Source organism: Salmonella sp. NW1250 (genome assembly GCF_051812965.1).
In the GTDB taxonomy this organism is placed as follows: Bacteria; Pseudomonadota; Gammaproteobacteria; order Enterobacterales; family Enterobacteriaceae; genus Salmonella; species Salmonella enterica.
On record NZ_JAMNDD010000006.1, the window covers coordinates 44453 to 63376 of the forward strand.

At 51.3% G+C, this 18924-nt stretch carries 19 protein-coding genes and 1 other annotated feature; of the genes, 10 read left to right on the forward strand and 9 right to left on the reverse strand.

The features are described from left to right. Positions 1–53 precede the first annotated feature (53 nt). Positions 54–1970: a molecular chaperone DnaK gene (gene dnaK, locus NBA72_RS12105; protein WP_000516126.1), complete on the reverse strand. Its 1917-nt coding sequence runs from the start codon at positions 1968–1970 to the stop codon at positions 54–56. A gap of 347 nt (positions 1971–2317) precedes the next feature. Between dnaK and NBA72_RS12110 the strand changes: the two genes are divergently transcribed. The 3 genes from NBA72_RS12110 (at position 2318) to satP (ending at position 4187) form a co-directional block, all read left to right on the forward strand. Next, positions 2318–2722, forward strand: coding sequence for a DUF2541 family protein (locus tag NBA72_RS12110; RefSeq protein WP_010835280.1), 405 nt, complete (start codon positions 2318–2320; stop codon positions 2720–2722). A gap of 35 nt (positions 2723–2757) precedes the next feature. Then, the gene (gene msyB / locus NBA72_RS12115) at positions 2758–3471 is read left to right on the forward strand and encodes an acidic protein MsyB (RefSeq protein WP_001103477.1); all 714 of its coding nucleotides are present in this window, start codon (positions 2758–2760) and stop codon (positions 3469–3471) included. 149 nt (positions 3472–3620) lie between these two features. Next, positions 3621–4187 carry an acetate uptake transporter gene (gene satP, locus NBA72_RS12120; protein ID WP_000528527.1) on the forward strand — a complete coding sequence of 189 codons (567 nt, stop codon included), beginning with the start codon at positions 3621–3623 and terminating at the stop codon, positions 4185–4187. Positions 4188–4243: 56 nt separating this feature from the next. Here satP and mog read toward each other — a convergent pair whose 3' ends face one another. Both mog and tal read right to left on the reverse strand, forming a co-directional pair. Beyond that, positions 4244–4834, reverse strand: coding sequence for a molybdopterin adenylyltransferase (gene mog / locus NBA72_RS12125; RefSeq protein WP_000380373.1), 591 nt, complete (start codon positions 4832–4834; stop codon positions 4244–4246). A 111-nt stretch (positions 4835–4945) separates the two neighbouring features. Next, a complete protein-coding gene (tal, locus tag NBA72_RS12130) occupies positions 4946–5899 on the reverse strand; it encodes a transaldolase (protein ID WP_000130175.1) in 954 nt (317 codons plus the stop codon). Between the two features lie 268 nt (positions 5900–6167). Here tal and NBA72_RS12135 point away from each other — a divergent pair, with 268 nt between their 5' ends. Further along, positions 6168–7598, forward strand: a complete 1431-nt coding sequence (locus NBA72_RS12135) for an alanine/glycine:cation symporter family protein (protein ID WP_001113818.1) — start codon at positions 6168–6170, stop codon at positions 7596–7598. Between the two features lie 78 nt (positions 7599–7676). Further along, complete coding sequence (yaaA, locus tag NBA72_RS12140) at positions 7677–8450, forward strand: peroxide stress protein YaaA (protein ID WP_000906175.1); 774 nt, start codon at positions 7677–7679, stop codon at positions 8448–8450. 93 nt (positions 8451–8543) lie between these two features. Here yaaA and thrC read toward each other — a convergent pair whose 3' ends face one another. From thrC to yjjY, 6 genes are all read right to left on the reverse strand, one after another. Then, a complete protein-coding gene (thrC, locus tag NBA72_RS12145) occupies positions 8544–9830 on the reverse strand; it encodes a threonine synthase (RefSeq protein WP_000781110.1) in 1287 nt (428 codons plus the stop codon). 3 nt (positions 9831–9833) lie between these two features. After that, the gene (gene thrB / locus NBA72_RS12150; RefSeq protein WP_000241685.1) at positions 9834–10763 is read right to left on the reverse strand and encodes a homoserine kinase; all 930 of its coding nucleotides are present in this window, start codon (positions 10761–10763) and stop codon (positions 9834–9836) included. Position 10764: 1 nt separating this feature from the next. Beyond that, a complete protein-coding gene (gene thrA, locus NBA72_RS12155) occupies positions 10765–13227 on the reverse strand; it encodes a bifunctional aspartate kinase/homoserine dehydrogenase I (RefSeq protein ID WP_001264677.1) in 2463 nt (820 codons plus the stop codon). A 25-nt stretch (positions 13228–13252) separates the two neighbouring features. Further along, positions 13253–13373: a sequence feature (Thr leader region), on the reverse strand. Beyond that, positions 13309–13374, reverse strand: coding sequence for a thr operon leader peptide (thrL, locus tag NBA72_RS12160; RefSeq protein WP_001575544.1), 66 nt, complete (start codon positions 13372–13374; stop codon positions 13309–13311). Its footprint overlaps the feature before it by 65 nt. A gap of 213 nt (positions 13375–13587) precedes the next feature. Beyond that, positions 13588–14274, reverse strand: coding sequence for a tRNA/rRNA methyltransferase (locus NBA72_RS12165; protein ID WP_023232159.1), 687 nt, complete (start codon positions 14272–14274; stop codon positions 13588–13590). A gap of 399 nt (positions 14275–14673) precedes the next feature. After that, positions 14674–14814: a protein YjjY gene (gene yjjY / locus NBA72_RS12170; protein ID WP_001541509.1), complete on the reverse strand. Its 141-nt coding sequence runs from the start codon at positions 14812–14814 to the stop codon at positions 14674–14676. A gap of 95 nt (positions 14815–14909) precedes the next feature. Here yjjY and arcA point away from each other — a divergent pair, with 95 nt between their 5' ends. The 5 genes from arcA to sthA all read left to right on the forward strand — a co-directional run bounded on the left by arcA (position 14910) and on the right by sthA (position 18902). After that, positions 14910–15626 (forward strand): two-component system response regulator ArcA, encoded by a 717-nt coding sequence (arcA, locus tag NBA72_RS12175; RefSeq protein ID WP_001194359.1) that lies wholly within the window; start codon positions 14910–14912, stop codon positions 15624–15626. Between the two features lie 267 nt (positions 15627–15893). Next, complete coding sequence (locus tag NBA72_RS12180; RefSeq protein WP_000749515.1) at positions 15894–16208, forward strand: hypothetical protein; 315 nt, start codon at positions 15894–15896, stop codon at positions 16206–16208. Between the two features lie 384 nt (positions 16209–16592). Further along, a complete protein-coding gene (locus NBA72_RS12185; RefSeq protein ID WP_000811635.1) occupies positions 16593–17264 on the forward strand; it encodes a winged helix-turn-helix transcriptional regulator in 672 nt (223 codons plus the stop codon). A gap of 338 nt (positions 17265–17602) precedes the next feature. Next, a complete protein-coding gene (locus NBA72_RS12190; RefSeq protein WP_042947731.1) occupies positions 17603–18148 on the forward strand; it encodes a fimbrial protein in 546 nt (181 codons plus the stop codon). A 70-nt stretch (positions 18149–18218) separates the two neighbouring features. After that, on the forward strand, positions 18219–18902 hold the full coding sequence (sthA, locus tag NBA72_RS12195; protein WP_042947732.1) for a fimbrial biogenesis chaperone SthA: 684 nt from the start codon (positions 18219–18221) through the stop codon (positions 18900–18902). Positions 18903–18924: the final 22 nt, after the last annotated feature.

Here is an 18924-nt window from a genome sequence, read left to right on the forward strand (position 1 = left end):
GGCGGAGAGGAAACCTCTTCGCCCGTGCCAGTAATTACCCGTTCAAAGGGCGATTATTTTTTATCTTTTACTTCTTCAAACTCAGCGTCGACAACGTCGTCATCTTTCGCGTTGTTTGCAGAAGCGTCAGCGGAGCCAGCCTGCTGCTGCGCATGTTGCTGCTGAGCGATTTCCATCAGTTTCTGGGAAACCTGCGCCAGTTCCTGCATTTTCGCTTCGATAGCGGCTTTATCTTCGCCTTTCAGGGCAGTTTCCAGCGCGCTCAGGGCAGACTCGATAGCGGTTTTGTCATCAGCCGGCAGTTTATCGCCTGCTTCTTCAACCTGCTTACGGGTGCTGTGCAGCAGATGGTCGCCCTGGTTACGGGTCTGAACCAGCTCTTCGAACTTACGGTCGGATTCAGCGTTCGCTTCTGCATCGCGAACCATTTTCTGAATTTCTTCCTCGTTCAGACCAGAAGACGCCTTGATAGTGATCTTCTGCTCTTTGCCGCTGTTTTTATCTTTCGCGGAGACGTGCAGGATACCGTCAGCATCGATATCGAAGGTGACTTCGATCTGCGGCATACCGCGCGGCGCCGGGTTGATGCCATCCAGGTTGAATTGACCCAGAGATTTGTTATCAGACGCACGTTTACGCTCACCCTGCAGCACATGGATGGTTACCGCAGACTGGTTGTCTTCCGCAGTAGAGAACACCTGGCTGTGCTTGGTCGGGATGGTGGTGTTTTTGGTGATAAGCGGAGTCATCACGCCACCCATCGTTTCGATACCCAGAGACAGCGGGGTAACGTCCAGCAGCAGTACGTCTTTCACATCGCCGGTCAATACGCCGCCCTGTACCGCTGCGCCGATAGCCACAGCTTCGTCCGGGTTAACGTCTTTACGCGGCTCTTTACCAAAGAACTCAGCCACTTTTTTCTGCACCATTGGCATACGGGTCTGACCGCCGACGAGGATCACGTCGTTGATATCAGACACGGACAGGCCAGCGTCCTGCAGTGCGACTTTCAGCGGCTCGATAGAACGGTTCACCAGATCTTCAACCAGGCTTTCCAGTTTTGCACGAGTCACTTTGATGTTCATGTGTTTCGGACCGGTGGCATCTGCGGTAATGTACGGCAGGTTCACGTCGGTCTGCTGCGCAGAAGACAGCTCGATTTTGGCTTTTTCTGCGGCTTCTTTCAGGCGCTGCATTGCCAGCGGATCGTTACGCAGGTCAATGCCCTGATCTTTCTTAAACTCGTCAACGAGGTAGTTGATCAGGCGGGTATCGAAGTCTTCACCACCCAGGTGGGTATCACCGTTGGTTGCCAGAACTTCAAAGGTTTTTTCGCCATCAACTTCGTCGATTTCGATAATAGAGATATCGAAAGTACCACCACCGAGGTCGTAAACCGCGATAGTACGGTTGCCGACTTCTTTATCCAGACCGTAAGCCAGCGCTGCGGCAGTCGGTTCGTTGATGATACGTTTAACTTCCAGCCCCGCGATACGACCAGCGTCTTTGGTAGCCTGACGCTGCGCATCGTTAAAGTAAGCCGGTACGGTGATAACCGCTTCAGTTACCGGTTCGCCCAGATAATCTTCAGCCGTTTTCTTCATTTTCTTCAGCACTTCGGCAGAAATCTGCGGCGGCGCCATTTTCTGACCTTTCACATCAAGCCATGCGTCGCCGTTGTCGGCGCCGATGATTTTGTACGGCATGATAGAAACGTCACGTTGAACTTCTTCGTCCTGGAAGCGGCGGCCAATCAGGCGTTTAATCGCAAACAGGGTGTTTTGCGGGTTTGTCACTGCCTGACGTTTAGCCGGCTGACCAACCAGAGTTTCACCATCCTGGGTATAAGCAATGATAGAAGGCGTAGTGCGATCGCCCTCGGCGTTCTCCAGCACGCGTGCCTGCGTTCCATCCATAATCGCTACACAAGAGTTGGTAGTACCCAGGTCGATACCAATAATTTTACCCATCTAAACGTCTCCACTAAAAATTCGGTCATCATGTGGTTGTGAATCTGTAATAAGGGCGAAACGTGCGGTTTCAACTACCCTGAATCGTTTTTTTTCAGACTCACCACTGCGGTTGACTACAAGATGGGGTCGTAACCCACGTCATCAAGGGGGAGATGAAAAAATTTTTTAGTGACGAGAGGGCGCGATGGAAAACCAGACAGACAAACATTCATGAAATAAATTAAATAACGAATACCATTCACAGAAAAATTGTAATAAAAAGAAAAGATTACAAAACTGAATCGTTGCCATGAGCAGAGTATGATAGACGGTATTGCTTATTGAACCCGTCAAAGAGAAATTCCATGCGAGCTGTGTTAACGATTTCCGCCGGCCTGCTTTTCGGCCTGGCGTTAAGTAGCGTCGCGCACGCGAACGACCATAAAATACTGGGTGTTATTGCCATGCCCAGAAATGAAACGAACGATCTCGCGCTGAAAATTCCCGTCTGCCGCATCGTGAAGCGCATTCAACTCACGGCGGATCACGGCGACATCGAACTTAGCGGCGCATCCGTCTATTTTAAAACTGCGCGTAGCGCCAGCCAAAGCCTGAACGTCCCTTCCTCAATCAAAGAGGGCCAGACAACAGGCTGGATCAATATTAATAGCGATAACGACAACAAACGCTGCGTATCAAAGATTACCTTCTCAGGCCATACGGTAAATTCTTCCGATATGGCGAGACTTAAAGTCATTGGCGACGATTAATCGCTGTTATTTCTATTCCAAAAGCCAGACTGAAAATGAACGTCACCTATTTACACGACGAGGATTTAGACTTTCTTCAGCATTGCAGCGAAGAACAACTCGCCGATTTCGCCCGTTTGCTGACGCATAACGAAAAGGGCAAGGCTCGCTTGTCGAGCGTCCTTAGTCATAACGAGCTGTTCAAAGCGATGGAAGGTCACCCGGAGCAACACCGCCGTAACTGGCAGCTCATTGCCGGCGAGTTTCAGCATTACGGCGGCGACAGTATCGCCAACAAATTGCGCGGACACGGAAAACAGTACCGCGCGATTCTGCTGGATGTCGCAAAACGGCTAAAACTTAAAGCAGATAAAAGCATGTCGACGTTTGAAATAGAACAGCAACTGCTGGAGCATTTTTTACGTCATACCTGGCAGAAGATGGACGCAGCGCATAAGCAGGAATTTCTGCAAGCCGTAGACGCCAAAGTTTCTGAACTGGAAGAACTGCTGCCGCTGCTCATGAAAGATCGCAGTCTGGCAAAAGGGGTCTCCCACCTGCTCTCCACCCAGCTTACCCGCATTTTGCGTACCCATGCCGCAATGAGCATCCTGGGTCACGGATTACTGCGCGGCGCAGGTCTTGGCGGCCCGGTCGGCGCGGCGTTAAACGGCGTCAAAGCGATGAGCGGCAGCGCGTATCGCGTGACTATTCCGGCGGTGTTGCAAATAGCCTGCCTGCGACGAATGATGGCAGCCGTTCAGGCGTGAATGCCCTCACTGGGGGAAATATTTTCTTTTCCCCCTTATTAGATCATAGACAGTCCTCTTCCCCCTGATTATTATGCCGCGCCCCGAATACGGAACTCGTTATTCTGGGAAACTATTTCACCATTCAATTATGATGATTTTGAGGAATTATGGGCAACACTAAGTTGGCTAATCCGGCACCGCTGGGCCTGATGGGCTTCGGCATGACCACCATTCTGCTTAACCTGCACAATGCCGGTTTTTTCGCCCTGGACGGCATTATTCTGGCGATGGGGATTTTCTACGGCGGTATCGCGCAAATTTTTGCCGGTCTGCTGGAGTATAAAAAAGGCAATACCTTTGGTTTAACGGCCTTTACCTCTTACGGTTCGTTCTGGCTGACGCTGGTCGCTATCCTGCTGATGCCGAAAATGGGCCTGACGGATGCGCCTGACGCTCAGCTACTCGGCGCTTATTTAGGTCTGTGGGGCGTGTTCACGCTGTTTATGTTCTTCGGTACGCTGAAAGCCGCCCGCGCGCTGCAATTTGTTTTCCTGAGCCTGACCGTACTGTTCGCTCTGCTGGCGGTCGGCAATATCACCGGTAACGAAGCAACTATCCATATCGCAGGCTGGGTTGGTCTGGTTTGCGGCGCCAGCGCTATTTATCTGGCGATGGGTGAAGTGCTAAACGAGCAATTTGGCCGCACTATTCTGCCAATCGGCGAGGCGCACTAAATCTCTTTTATTCCTCCCGCACCGGGAGGAATAACCCTACTATCAGTATTTTCCGGTCAGGACGACATATTCTCACGTCTGGCGCTCTTCGGACGGAAAGCGGCAACCACTTCCGGCGCGGTTTCGACATACGGCCCGTCAAGCAGCTGTATGCAATACGGCACGCTCGCAAAAATGCCCGGCACGCTAACGCTGCCATCGTCCGCTTTTACGCCTTCCAGCGTTTCTTTGATCGATTTTGGCTGTCCAGGCAGATTAAGAATTAACGCCTGTTTACGGATAACGCCCACCTGGCGGGAAAGAATGGCGGTCGGCACAAAGCGCAGGCTGATCTGGCGCATCTGCTCGCCAAAACCAGGCATTTCACGGTCGGCGATGGCAAGGGTCGCGTCCGGCGTGACGTCGCGACGCGCCGGACCGGTACCGCCAGTGGTCAGCACCAGATGACAGCTCATCTCATCAACCAGTTCACACAACGTTTGCTCGATAATTTCCTGTTCATCAGGAATTAAGCGCCGCTGAACCTCGAAAGGCGTGGTCAGCGCAGAAGCGAGCCACTCCTCAAGCGCAGGAATGCCTTTATCCTGGTAAACGCCGCTTGAAGCGCGGTCGGAGATAGAAACTAAGCCAATACGTAAGGTATCCATGATTATTCCGTTTAAAACAGTCTCGTTAAACAGAATGATACACTGCGAAGGGAAGGACAGACAGGTTTCAGAAGAGGTAGCGTGACCCATATCAGGGCCACGCGTTAATGATTACAGCAGATCGCCGATCATTTTTTCCAGTTTTTCCTGGTCTACCGCAAACTTACGGATACCATCCGCCAGTTTGTCCACCGCCATGGGGTCCTGGTGATGCTGCCACAGGAACTCGGCTTCGGTAATGCGTTCCGGACGCGCTTTGACTTCGCCGGAGAAAGAGAGCTTACGCTCAATCGCCCCTTCGCTTTCCGCCAGTTCTTTCAGCAATGCCGGCGCGATAGTCAGACGGTCGCAGCCCGCCAGTTCCAGAATTTCGCCTACGTTACGGAAGCTTGCGCCCATAACGACGGTTTCGTAACCATGCTGTTTGTAGTACTCGTAGATTTCCGTTACGGAAACCACGCCCGGATCTTCAGCTGGCGCATAGTCTTTCTTGTCGGTATTGGCTTTATACCAGTCAAGAATACGACCTACGAACGGCGAGATCAGGTAGACGCCCGCTTCGGCGCACGCACGCGCCTGCGCGAAGGAGAACAGCAGCGTCAGGTTACAGTTGATGCCTTCTTTTTCCAGCTGTTCGGCTGCACGAATGCCCTGCCAGGTGGACGCCAGCTTGATCAGGATACGATCGTTGCTGATACCCGCATCATTGTAGAGTTTAATGATACGTTTTGCTTTGGCGATAGACGCTTCAGTGTCATAAGACAGACGCGCGTCAACTTCGGTAGAAATACGCCCCGGCACCAGCTTCAGGATTTCCAGGCCAATATTCACCGCCAGCTTATCGGTCGCGTCAACAACCTGCTGCGCGCGGTCGCTGCTCTGCTGTTTCGCCCAGGCGACAGCATCGTCAATCAGCTTACGATATTCCGGGATTTGCGCTGCGTTAAGAATGAGAGAAGGGTTAGTTGTAGCATCCTGCGGCTGGTACAGCTTCATTGCCGCGATATCTCCGGTATCAGCCACTACGGTGGTGAACTGACGAAGGGAGGTCAATTTGTCCGTCATGATAGAGTTTCTCTTTAAACAGCTTGTTAGGGGATGTAACCGGTCTACCCTGATGATAACACGACGCACTCACAGCGCAACCGCCTACATGCACCTGGCTGCCCTTGTGCACTGTTTGCGTATCTGACGACGGTTGATGCGCAATTAAAGGATACCGCCGTATTTATGGTAAACTGCCGTTAATATTAGTCTGACAAGGTCATCTACATCATGGGTCACGCTTATACAGGATTATCAAAGCGTGACGGCATCAACAAGAGGGACGTTAATGCCTGAGTTTTTCAGTTTTATTAACGAAATACTCTGGGGCTCGGTAATGATTTACCTGCTGCTCGGCGCAGGATGTTGGTTTACCTGGCGTACCGGATTCATTCAATTTCGTTATATTCGCCAATTTAGCCGCAGTCTGAAAGGCAGCCTTAGCCCGCAGCCAGGCGGCCTGACGTCATTTCAGGCGCTGTGTACCAGCCTCGCGGCGCGGATTGGCAGCGGTAATCTGGCCGGCGTGGCGCTGGCTATCGCCGCAGGCGGTCCCGGCGCGGTATTCTGGATGTGGGTCTCGGCCATCATTGGTATGGCGACCTCCTTCGCCGAGTGTTCGCTTGCCCAGCTTTATAAAGAACGTGACCCGACAGGCCAGTTCCGCGGCGGCCCGGCGTGGTATATGGCGCGCGGGCTGGGAATGCGCTGGATGGGCGTGGTTTTCGCCCTCTTTCTGCTCGTCGCCTACGGGTTGATTTTTAATAGCGTGCAGGCGAATGCCGTCTCACGCGCGCTCCATTTCGCCTTCAACATTCCGCCGCTTATCTCCGGCATTGCTCTGGCGTTCTGTGCCCTGTTAATTATCATCCGCGGCATAAAAGGCGTCGCCCGCCTGATGCAATGGCTGATTCCCCTCATCGCGTTATTGTGGGTCGCTGGCAGCGTATTCATTTGCCTCTGGCATATTGAGCAAATGCCTGGCGTTATCGCCTCGATAGTCAAAAGCGCATTTGGCTGGCAGGAAGCCGCGGCAGGCGCAGCCGGATATACGCTCACTCAGGCTATTACCAGCGGTTTTCAGCGTGGGATGTTCTCTAATGAAGCGGGAATGGGGTCAACGCCTAATGCGGCCGCAGCGGCAACGTCGTATCCCCCTCACCCTGTCGCGCAGGGGATTGTGCAAATGATTGGCGTATTCAGCGACACCATTATCATCTGTACCGCCAGCGCGATGATTATCCTGCTGGCGGGGAATCACGCGTCCCACTCGTCAACAGAAGGCATTCAGCTTCTCCAACATGCAATGGTTTCGTTGACCGGTGAATGGGGCGCCAGTTTTGTCGCGCTTATCGTCATTCTGTTCGCGTTCAGTTCTATCGTCGCCAACTATATTTACGCCGAAAACAATCTGTTTTTTCTGCGGTTACATAACGCAAAGGCTATCTGGCTATTACGCCTTGCGACGCTTGGCATGGTTATCGCCGGTACGCTTATCAGTTTTCCGCTGATATGGCAGCTCGCTGACATGATCATGGCCTGTATGGCCATTACCAATCTGACGGCGATTTTGTTGCTCTCACCGGTGGTGTATACCCTCGCCGGCGATTATCTACGACAACGGAAACTGGGCGTAAGACCGCAGTTCGATCCGCGGCGCTTCCCGGATATCGAACCACAACTGGCGCCAGATACCTGGGAGGCGGCATCGCGCGATTAAGCCGACAATCGCAACCATCGGTCAACTCTGCGGCGTTTTTTTGCTAAAGTCGCAGAAAATTCCCTGCAAGGACTGGATATGCTGATTCTGATTTCACCTGCAAAAACGCTTGATTATCAAAGCCCGCTGGCCACGACCCGCTATACCCAGCCGGAGCTGTTGGATCACAGCCAGCAGCTTATTCAACAGGCCCGCCAGCTTTCGGCGCCGCAAATTTCCAGGCTGATGGGAATTAGCGACAAACTGGCGGATCTCAACGCCACGCGTTTTCATGACTGGCAGCCTCATTTTACGCCGGATAATGCACGCCAGGCGATTCTGGCGTTCAAAGGCGATGTTTATACCGGCCTACAGGCGGAAACGTTCAACGACGCGGATTTTGATTTTGCTCAACAGCATCTGCGTATGCTCTCTGGCTTGTATGGCGTATTGCGCCCGCTGGATTTAATGCAGCCTTATCGTCTGGAGATGGGGATTCGCCTGGAGAATCCGCGCGGCAAAGATCTTTATCAATTCTGGGGCGATATCATTACCGATAAGCTCAACGAAGCGCTTGAGGCGCAGGGCGATCGGGTGGTGGTGAATCTGGCCTCCGAGGAATATTTTAAATCGGTGAAGCCGAAGAAACTGAATGCCGAACTGATTAAGCCCGTGTTCCTTGATGAGAAAAACGGCAAGTTTAAGGTGGTAAGCTTCTACGCCAAAAAAGCGCGCGGACTGATGAGCCGTTTTATTATTGAAAACCGCTTAACGAAGCCGGAACAGCTTACCGCGTTTGACCGTGAAGGGTATTTCTTTGATGAAGAAACCTCCACACAAGACGAGCTGGTCTTTAAACGCTACGAGCAGTAACGGCATCGCCGGATGGCGGTTACGCCTTATCCGGCCTACAAATCGACACCACCCCATAGGCCCGGTAAGCGACAGCGCCACCGGGCGCAATGGTTACTGGCGGGTCATCATCAGCTTACGCAGGGCGGCAAAATCCGCAGGCAGATGATGTGAAAGCAGCGGCAGGTCGGCGCGTTCGGCGAGCGCTTCAGGCAAGGCCAGCGTTTCTCCCAGAATGGACTCCACGCTCTCTTTAAACTTCGCCGGATGCGCCGTTCCGAGAAACAAGCCATACTCGCCAGGGTTTAACTGGTCGCGTAATGCCCGATACGCTACCGCCGCATGAGGTTCCGAGATATAACCTTTCGCTTTCAGCTCGCGCATCGTCTGCTGTGTCGTAGTATCATCCACCGCCGCATAGCCCAGCTCAGTCAGGCGCCAGATTTTACGGCGGAATAGCTCCTCCACGCGCGGCCAGTTATTCGGCTGGCTGACATCCATCGCATTCGACAGGGTCGCCTGCGTCGCTTTCGGCGCCCACTTTCCGTCATGCAGAAAACGCGGCACAGTGTCGTTGACGTTGGTGGCGGCGATAAAACGTTTCACCGGTAGGCCTAACGACTTCGCCAGCAGCCCTGCCGTCAAATCGCCAAAGTTGCCGCTGGGGACGGAGATCACCAGTTGGTTACGCGCCCCCTGCGGCAGTTGCGCCACGGCTTCAAAGTAGTAGCAAATTTGCGCCAACAGGCGGCTGATATTAATCGAATTAGCCGAATTCAGCCCCAGCGCCGTTTTCAGTTCTTCGTCATCAAATGCCTGTTTCACCAGCGCCTGGCAAGCGTCGAAATCGCCGTCGATCGCCACGGTTTCAATGTTGCCGCCCAGAGTACAGAACAGTTTTTCCTGCAACGGACTAATCTTACCGCGCGGGTAGAGAATGACGACCCGCACATTTTCCAGGCCATAGAACGCGTGAGCCACCGCCGCGCCGGTATCACCTGACGTTGCGGTCAGAATCGTCACCGGTTTGTCGCCGCTGATATGCGTCAGCATTTGCGCCATAAAACGCCCGCCGAAGTCTTTAAAGGCCAGCGTCGGACCATGGAACAGCTCCAGGCAGCCGACATCGCTTTCTACCTGCGCTACCGGCGCCGGGAACGCAAACGCCGCGCGGACGCGCTCTTCCAGAATTTGCTGCGGTATTTCATCGCCAATAAATGCCGAGAGGATCTTTGCGCTACGGCTGACAAAGTCCTGGTTGAGCATCTCATCAATTTCCGTCAGGCTAAACTCCGGCAGTTCGTGCGGAAAAAAAAGTCCCTGCTGTTTGCCCAGTCCTTGCGTGACGGCCTGCGCAAAGCTGACCTGCTCATTATGGTCTTTCAGATTATAGAGTTTCATTGATTATCCCACTACTCGTGCGCCCGCCGTATCCAGCCGGCAAATATGAACGAAGCCTTCCTGATTTTGCAGATAATGTTTGCTCAGCCAGTCCGCGACGCGCTGCGCCGTCTCCGGTTTATCGCATAGCGCAAACAGCGTCGGCCCCGATCCTGAAATCCCGCTCGCCAGCGCGCCGATCTCCGACACCGCCTGCCGCGCCTGGCTAAAGCCCGGCAGTAAACGCGCGCGGTATGGTTCGGCAATAACATCTTTCATCAGCGCGGCGGCAAGCTGCGGCTGCCGCGAGTAACAGGCGTGAATAAAACCGGCCAGATGCCGTCCATGCGCAATGCAATCCTGACGGCGATACTGCGCAGGCAAAATGGCCCGTGCTTCTGCGGTAGAAACTTTAATGCCCGGATAAGCCAGTACCCATAGCCACTCATCAAAGCCCGGCACCTGCTGACTAATAATGCCGTTTTCTTCAATCATCAACTGCATACCGCCAAGAAAGCACGGCGCGACGTTATCGTAATGGATGCTGCCGGAGATACGGCCTTCCAGCTCGCCCATCAGCGCCAACAGACGCGTGTCGTTTAACGGTTTGCCGCAGTGCTCATTCATCGCGACCAGCGCAGCGACGACGGAACAGGCGCTGGACCCTAACCCGGAACCAATCGGCATATTTTTTTCCAGCGTCATCGCCACCGGGATGGTTTTCCCCAATGCCTGGCAAAAACGTTCCCAGCACTGATAAACAATATTTTCACGCGGCTCCGGCGGCAGTTTATCGGCAAATCGCCCCAGGTTATGCAGACGGAAATGGTCCGCTGCTTCAACGGATACCACATCGCCCAGCAACGTGCCGTCAACGGGTGTGACGGCTGCACCCAACACGTCGAAACCGACGCTCATGTTCGCGCTGGAAGCCGGGGCATACACTTTCACCATGTTAAACTCCTAACTTCCATGAGAGGGTCCGTAACAGATCGGCAAACACGCCCGCCGCCGTCACATCATTGCCTGCGCCGTAGCCGCGCAGCACCAACGGCAAGGGCTGATAATAGTGGCTGTAGAACGCCAGCGCGTTTTCACCGTTTTTCACTTTGAAGAGCGGATCGTTACCATCAACTTCGGCAATCTTCACGCGGCACACGCCATCCTCTTCGATATTGCCCACATAGCGCAATACCTTACCTTCATCACGAGCTTTTGCCACACGGGCGGCAAACGCGTCGTCAAGCTGCGGCAGATGCGCCATAAAAGCGGTCACATCGCCGGAGGCGTCAAACTCGTCCGGCAACACCGGTTCAATCACGATATCGGAAAGCTCCAGCTCGCGGCCCGTCTCGCGGGCGAGGATCAACAGTTTACGCGCCACATCCATACCGGAAAGATCGTCGCGCGGATCGGGTTCGGTATAGCCCATCTCGCGCGCCAGCGCGGTCGCCTGTGAGAGACTCATCCCCTCTTCCAGTTTACCGAAAATAAAAGAGAGCGACCCGGAAAGAATGCCGGAAAATTTTTGCAGTTCATCACCCGCATTCAGCAGGTTTTGCAGGTTTTCGATTACCGGCAAACCGGCGCCGACGTTGGTGTCATACAAGAATTTGCGCCGTGATTGCGCGGCGGCGAAACGTAGCTGATGGTAGTAGTCCATCGACGAGGTGTTCGCTTTCTTGTTTGGCGTCACCACATGGAATCCTTCACGCAGGAAGTCGGCATACTGGTCGGCCACCGCCTGACTGGAGGTACAATCAACAATCACCGGATTGAGTAGATGATATTCTTTCACCAGGCGAATTAAGCGTCCCAGATTGAACGGCGCGTTCGCTTGCGCCAGTTCCGCCTGCCAGTTGTCCAGATTCAGGCCATGCACATTGGTTAGCAACGCCTTTGAGTTCGCCACGCCGCACACGCGCAGATCGATGTGCTTGTTCTTCAGCCAGGTTTGCTGACGTTTAAGCTGTTCCAGTAGCGCGCCGCCGACGCCGCCGACGCCAATGACAAACACTTCAATCACCTGATCGGTATTGAACAGCATCTGGTGCGTTACCCGCACGCCGGTGGTGGCATCGTCGTTATTCACCACCACAGAAATGGAACGCTCAGAAGATCCCTGAGCGATCGCCACGATATTGATATTAGCCCGCGCCAGCGCGGCGAAGAATTTCGCTGAAATGCCGCGTAGCGTGCGCATACCGTCGCCGACAACAGAGATAATCGCCAACCGCTCCGTAACCGCCAGCGGCTCCAGCAGCCCCTCTTTCAGCTCCAGATAGAACTCATCCTGCATCGCACGGCGGGCACGCGCGCAGTCACTCTGCGGCACACAGAAGCTGATGCTGTACTCAGAGGAGGACTGGGTAATGAGCACCACCGAGATCCCGGCGCGAGACATGGCGGCGAAAACACGCGCCGCCATCCCAATCATCCCTTTCATTCCCGGGCCGGAGACGCTAAACATCGCCATGTTGTTAAGGTTAGAGATCCCTTTGACCGGCAGATTATCATCGTCGCTGGACGCGCCGATCAGCGTTCCTGGCGCCTGCGGATTACCGGTATTTTTAATCAGACAGGGGATCTGGAACTGGGCGATAGGCGTTATGGTGCGAGGGTGAAGGACTTTGGCGCCGAAGTAAGAGAGTTCCATCGCTTCCTGGTAGGACATCGATTTCAGCAGCCTGGCGTCCGGCACCTGACGCGGGTCACAGGTATACACGCCATCGACGTCAGTCCAGATTTCACAGCAGTCAGCGCGTAAACAGGCGGCCAGCACGGCGGCGGAATAGTCGGAACCATTACGGCCCAGCACCACCAGTTCACCCTTTTCATTACCGGCGGTAAAGCCCGCCATCAGGATCATGTGATCGGCCGGGATCTGGCTGGCGGCGATACGGCGAGTCGATTCCGCGATATCGACGGTAGATTCAAGGTAATGGCCCACCGCCAGCAATTTTTCTACCGGATCGATCACCGTGACGCGATGCCCACGCGCCTCCAGAAGTCCCGCCATAATCGCGATCGACATTTTTTCGCCACGGCAAATCAGCGCGGCGTTGATGCTGTCCGGGCACTGACCCAGCAGGCTGATACCATGCAAAACATGTTTGATCTGAGCGAATTCTTGTTCGACAACCATTTTCAACCGTGCAAGCGGGAATCCCGGCTGCGCGCTGGCAAGTCCTGCGAGCAGGTCAGAAAAAATACGTTCGGCATCGCTGATATTCGGCAAAGCATCCTGACCGCCGATAGTTTTTTCAATCATCGCCACCAGATGGTTGGTAATTTTCGCGGGGGCGGAAAGTACGGTCGCTACCTGCCCTTGCCTGGCATTGCTTTCCAGAATATCGGCAACACGCAGAAAACGTTCTGCATTTGCCACTGATGTACCGCCGAACTTCAACACTCGCATGGTTGTTACCTCGTGATCTCTGGTCGAAAAAAAAGCCCGCACTGTTCAGGTGCGGGCTTTTTTCTGTGTTTCCTGTACGCGTCAGCCCGCACCGTTACCTGTGGTAATGGTGATGGTAGTAATGGTGGTGGTGCTGATGCGGTTCATGGATGTTGTGTACTCTGTCATTTTTATTTGTCTGTCTTGTATTCCTATATTGGTTAAAGTATCTGCCCGCCTAAGTCAATAAATTTTTAAATTGATCACATTCCGAAACTTGTTCATGTGCTGCTGGCGATATATTTATTTTCAACCAATTCCCCCTGTTATGATCTCTTGCAACCAGACGTAATCTCTTATTATTTTAAAAATTACAGCACGTTATTTTGTTAGTTTTTTTTCAATATCATGGACCAAACGGTGCAACATTACCGTATCTCGCTGTCCCAGCAGGCCGATTCGCTGTTGTAGCCAGTCGGTTAATTTGTGGTCATCGGCCGCCTCCAGAGTCGTTAGCAGGCGTAAAAGGCGCGCGCGTAACGCCTGTAACTGCGATTCATCAGCAATATCAACGGATTCAGTGGTCTGTTGCATTAAACCTGCTAATTGATAGCAATACACCATGACCGCCTGACCCAGATTGAGCGAAGGGTAATCCGCCACCATCGGCACGCCGGTCAATACATCCGCCAGCGCCAGCTCGTCATTGGTCAGACCGGAATCCTCACGGCCAAAAACCAGCGCAGCATGACGCATCCAGCGTGATTTTTCCTGTAATAAGGGAACCAGTTCAGCGGGCGAAGCGTAGTAATGAAATTTTGCCCGGCTGCGGGCTGTCGTCGCTACGGTAAAATCCACATCGTGGAGCGCGTCGACAAGGGTGTGGAAAACCTCAATATTATCAATAATATCTCCAGATCCATGTGCGACCCAACGGGTGGCGGGCTCCAGGTGCGCCTGGCTGTCGACAATACGCAGGTCAGTAAATCCCATGGTCTTCATAGCCCGGGCGGCTGCGCCGATATTTTCCGCTCTGGCGGGAGCGACAAGAACGATTGTTACACGCATTTCATTACTCTTTTTGACTAATTTACAGGAAATTAGCTGGCGTTTGTAAGCATATTACGCTTCGCAAATTTACAAAATTTTAACGGATATCACTGAAAAAGCATTTTTGATTTCGTAAAAGACGCTACACTATTGCGTATCTGTACTATTGCTGTTTATGTTAACAGAACATCGTTATCCTGCTGTTTATTTAGGATAATTTAATTTAAAATAGATCCTGTTCTTTGGATTCATCACATTTATTAGTTGGCTTACGTAACTAGTTGGAATATTGCAAATTTGTGATGAAAGCTAGCATTTAGCTACGATGATTTCATCAAACTGTTAACGTGCTACAATTGAACTTGATATATGTCAACGAAGCGTAGTTTTATTAGGTGTCCGGTACGTCTTAGCCTGTTATGTTGCTGTTAAAATGGTTAGGATGACAGCCGTTTTTGACACTGTCGGGTCCAGAGGGAAAGTACCCACGACCAAGCTAATGATGTTGTTGACGTTGATGGAAAGTGCATCAAGAACGCAATTACGTACTTTAGTCATGTTACGCCGATCATGTTAATTTGCGACATGCATCAGGCAGGTCAGGGACTTTTGTACTTCCTGTTTCGATTTAGTTGGCAATTTAGGTAGCAAACATGCAGACCCCGCACATTCTTATCGTTGAAGACGAGTTGGTAACACGCAACACGTTGAAAAGTATTTTCGAAGCGGAAGGCTATGATGTATTCGAAGCGACAGATGGCGCGGAAATGCATCAGATCCTCTCTGAATATGACATCAACCTGGTGATCATGGATATCAATCTGCCAGGGAAAAACGGTCTCCTGTTAGCGCGTGAACTGCGTGAACAGGCTAACGTTGCGCTGATGTTCCTGACGGGCCGCGATAACGAAGTCGACAAAATTCTCGGCCTCGAAATCGGCGCGGATGATTACATCACCAAACCGTTTAACCCACGCGAATTGACCATCCGTGCCCGCAACCTGCTGTCCCGTACCATGAACCTGGGTACCGTCAGCGAAGAGCGTCGTAGCGTTGAAAGCTACAAGTTCAACGGTTGGGAACTGGATATCAACAGTCGTTCACTGATCGGCCCGGACGGCGAGCAGTATAAACTACCGCGCAGCGAGTTCCGCGCGATGCTTCACTTCTGCGAAAACCCTGGCAAAATTCAGTCGCGCGCAGAGCTGTTGAAGAAAATGACCGGCCGCGAGCTGAAGCCGCATGACCGTACTGTTGACGTTACCATTCGTCGTATTCGTAAGCATTTCGAATCCACGCCGGATACGCCGGAAATCATCGCCACCATTCACGGCGAAGGTTATCGCTTCTGCGGCGACCTGCAGGATTAATTCGGCCCAGGCGCCGAACCGTAAAAACAGCCGGTAAGTTATTCTTACTGGCTGTTTCTTATGCCCCCCCTTCCGCTAAGCGGCCTCGCTTTCCCTCCTGACCTGCCGTTATGACGTACTCTTTTACATAAAAATTGTCGTATAGCGCTGTTTATCTCAGCTTGCGAAAGTTAAGGTAGTTTGTGTATTTACATTAAAGAGTAATACACGGGATTTGTTAGTCCCCAAAAAATAAGGGGATGCTCACAGGACGTGAGGTTTCAAAGGATGAAAAAATCACCATTATGCTGCTACCTGTTTTGTGCAGCGATGTCAGCTTCATCAGCCGCGCTGGCTGCTACCGCGCCGGTCTCCGCAGGCGTTATTCATTTCAAAGGCCAGATTGTCGAATATGGTTGTAATCTTGCGCCTCACGATCGCAATATCGAGGTATCATGTTTGCGGAATAATATCCCCCATTTACAGACAGTCGCCACACCGTCTGGAAACGCTATTTCGTTGATGAATGGAATCGCCACGGTACGGCACGTGTCGTTAAAAGATCATCCGGAGATTCAAAGCCTGATCGTCCAGTACCGCTAACCGCTTATGGCTCCCGCCGGGAGGAGTTCCGGCAGGCGGCGATTTCGCTCAGTAAAACGCCGCCCGCCTGCATTTTGTACTTTTCTCTCATTCGTATCCTCCAACAGCGATGTTCATCGCTTCGCTATCCTGTACGCTCTACGCGCTCGTTAAGCACGGTACCTATGATAGCTGTCATAAAATGATTGCAAATAAAATCATCACATTTACTATGGTTAACCTTACAAACAGCGTTGTCGCTCATGCATTGATAAGGTGAATACATTGACTTAAATATTCTTGTTGGCTATTTTAATTTACTTAATTATAATTTTAAGTGAATATTAAATTTATGTTTACCTTTTAATAGTCAACCACTTTATCAGCCATAATAATGGGGAAGATATGAAGCAGTTAAACGGCGGGAATGTGTATCGTCCCACAGGGAAAGAAAAAAACCTGCAAGCCATTTTAAATATTCATCGGCACGTTATTCAAAACATCTCCCCTGTCACTATTACGGCCGGTAAAACACTGGATATCAAGATTGATAATCAATCCCACATCCTGTTAATCACTAAAGGCGCTATTAAAGTATGTCGGCGTATCGACAGCATTGTAATGGGCTGCGGTGTCTCACCAATGATTTTAGGCCTTGTAGATGCCTATGCTGACTTATACCAGTTAGAAGAGAATTCAGACGTCTTTTTTATCGCCGAAACCACCTGTGAATATTATCCTGTACCAGTAAAAGATTTTGTGGAAATAGCTGATGAAAAGCATCTCTGGCGTGACATTTCGAACATCCTGATGTACCGCATTGCTTTCATGACTAACCGTGACAGAAACCTTATCGGGCAGGACGCCTATAGCCAGATAAAAGCGCTGTTACTTGAACTGTGGTCGTATCCTGAAAGCTCACGATTTGAGATCAACGCACAGAACTTCATACAGCAGAGAACCGGGCTTTCACGCAGCCGTATCATGCAGGTACTTTCAGAACTAAAAGCGGGGGACTATATAAAAATACTGCATGGAAGACTGTTAGAGCTTCGAAACCTGCCGGTTTCATTTTAAACGGACAAGCGTCGTATATTCTTAAAAAGAAAGCAATATAGAGTTAAATAAATCCTCCAGGAAATAATAACTATTATCAAAAAAGAGATCTTGCTCTATAAACCCAGTCATCAACCATACTTCTTTAGTGGTATTTTATTAAGCTTTGTTACCGAGTCCGAAACTGGACTGCCGTTCAATATTGCATCAGAATTTTTATTGAGTTCATAGTTGATATACGTAGAATAGCCGCCTGCTTATCTACAGAACAGAAAGAAGCGCATACAGAGTAAAATATAATATTTTATTTTATATAGCTATCTTTATTTTTCAGCGAATAGAATCAGGCAACAATTAATATGTTTAATAAGAAAATTATCATCCTGGCAATGTTAACTGCCGTAGCATCCACACCAGTATTTGCCCAGAACACGATTACGTTCAATGGCAAAATTTACGATCAGGCGTGTACGATTCAGGTTAATGGCTCCACGGATACCACCATTGATTTAGGTAATTACAGCAAAGAACGCATCGCGGAAAAAGGCGCCACAACCGATTACGTGCCGTTTACCGTAAGCCTGGTTAGCTGCCCGGAAGCAGGAACTGGCGTACCAACCCAGGCCATGTTCCGCTTCCACGGCGCAACAGATGATTCCAACCCAACGTACTTCAAAAACGCGGACGAAGGATCGGAAACGGGCGCCGCGGGTGTCGGTATTTCTATTCAGAACGCTTCACATAGCGATGTGACAGATAACACGGATGATGCCGCAGTAAACCTGCCAACCGACGGCTCGACAGCAGACTTTACCTATTACGCCGCCATGGCAAACGATGGTTCCGCAACCGTAACCGGTGGAGATGTTAGCACTCAGGTTACGTATACCGTTTCGTATCAGTAAGGCATTCTCATCCTGATGTGGACAGGCAGGATGCCAGTCCATAGCGTAAAACATCTTTACAGAGTAAAAAATGAAACACATAAAGAAATCCGTGTTGGTCGTATTACTGACAAGCCATGTTGCCCATGCCAGCATTGTTGTTGGCGGAACCCGACTGGTTTTCGACGGCAATAATGATGAGTCGTCAATCAATGTAGAGAATAAAGACAGCAAAGCGAATCTTGTTCAGTCATGGTTATCGGTTGCCGATCCCCGGGTCACAAATAAGCAGGCGTTTATTATCACCCCGCCTCTTTTTCGCCTTGATGCCGGGCAAAAGAACAGCATTCGGGTTATTCGCTCTGGCGCCCCTCTACCTGCAGATCGGGAGTCTATGTACTGGCTCAATATTAAGGGTATTCCTTCTATTGATGATAATGCCTCCGCGAACCGCGTGGAAATCTCCATTAATACCCAAATAAAGCTTATATATCGACCGCCAGCATTAACAAAATCGACGCCTGATAGCCAGAGCCAGCAATTAAAATGGCAGACGGCAGGTGATGTTATTACCGTAAATAACCCCACTCCCTATTATATGAACTTTGCCAGTGTGACGCTTAACAGCCATGAAGTGAAATCAGCGACCTTCGTTCCGCCAAAATCATCAGCGTCATTTAAATTGGGTTCTACTGCCGCCCCTCATGGCACGGTAACGTGGCGATTAATCAGCGATTATGGGATGAGTTTAGAGCCGCATTCCGGTTCATTCTAGCCATTAACGACTTCACTTTACT

Excerpts from the sequence above, each read along its gene's own strand:
- dnaK (WP_000516126.1), bottom strand. The coding sequence starts at position 1,970 with ATGGGTAAAATTATTGGTATCGACCTGGGTACTACCAACTCTTGTGTA.
- NBA72_RS12110 (WP_010835280.1), top strand. The coding sequence starts at position 2,318 with ATGCGAGCTGTGTTAACGATTTCCGCCGGCCTGCTTTTCGGCCTGGCG.
- msyB (WP_001103477.1), top strand. The coding sequence starts at position 2,758 with ATGAACGTCACCTATTTACACGACGAGGATTTAGACTTTCTTCAGCAT.
- satP (WP_000528527.1), top strand. The coding sequence starts at position 3,621 with ATGGGCAACACTAAGTTGGCTAATCCGGCACCGCTGGGCCTGATGGGC.
- mog (WP_000380373.1), bottom strand. The coding sequence starts at position 4,834 with ATGGATACCTTACGTATTGGCTTAGTTTCTATCTCCGACCGCGCTTCA.
- tal (WP_000130175.1), bottom strand. The coding sequence starts at position 5,899 with ATGACGGACAAATTGACCTCCCTTCGTCAGTTCACCACCGTAGTGGCT.
- NBA72_RS12135 (WP_001113818.1), top strand. The coding sequence starts at position 6,168 with ATGCCTGAGTTTTTCAGTTTTATTAACGAAATACTCTGGGGCTCGGTA.
- yaaA (WP_000906175.1), top strand. The coding sequence starts at position 7,677 with ATGCTGATTCTGATTTCACCTGCAAAAACGCTTGATTATCAAAGCCCG.
- thrC (WP_000781110.1), bottom strand. The coding sequence starts at position 9,830 with ATGAAACTCTATAATCTGAAAGACCATAATGAGCAGGTCAGCTTTGCG.
- thrB (WP_000241685.1), bottom strand. The coding sequence starts at position 10,763 with ATGGTGAAAGTGTATGCCCCGGCTTCCAGCGCGAACATGAGCGTCGGT.
- thrA (WP_001264677.1), bottom strand. The coding sequence starts at position 13,227 with ATGCGAGTGTTGAAGTTCGGCGGTACATCAGTGGCAAATGCAGAACGT.
- NBA72_RS12165 (WP_023232159.1), bottom strand. The coding sequence starts at position 14,274 with ATGCGTGTAACAATCGTTCTTGTCGCTCCCGCCAGAGCGGAAAATATC.
- yjjY (WP_001541509.1), bottom strand. The coding sequence starts at position 14,814 with ATGACTAAAGTACGTAATTGCGTTCTTGATGCACTTTCCATCAACGTC.
- arcA (WP_001194359.1), top strand. The coding sequence starts at position 14,910 with ATGCAGACCCCGCACATTCTTATCGTTGAAGACGAGTTGGTAACACGC.
- NBA72_RS12180 (WP_000749515.1), top strand. The coding sequence starts at position 15,894 with ATGAAAAAATCACCATTATGCTGCTACCTGTTTTGTGCAGCGATGTCA.
- NBA72_RS12185 (WP_000811635.1), top strand. The coding sequence starts at position 16,593 with ATGAAGCAGTTAAACGGCGGGAATGTGTATCGTCCCACAGGGAAAGAA.
- NBA72_RS12190 (WP_042947731.1), top strand. The coding sequence starts at position 17,603 with ATGTTTAATAAGAAAATTATCATCCTGGCAATGTTAACTGCCGTAGCA.
- sthA (WP_042947732.1), top strand. The coding sequence starts at position 18,219 with ATGAAACACATAAAGAAATCCGTGTTGGTCGTATTACTGACAAGCCAT.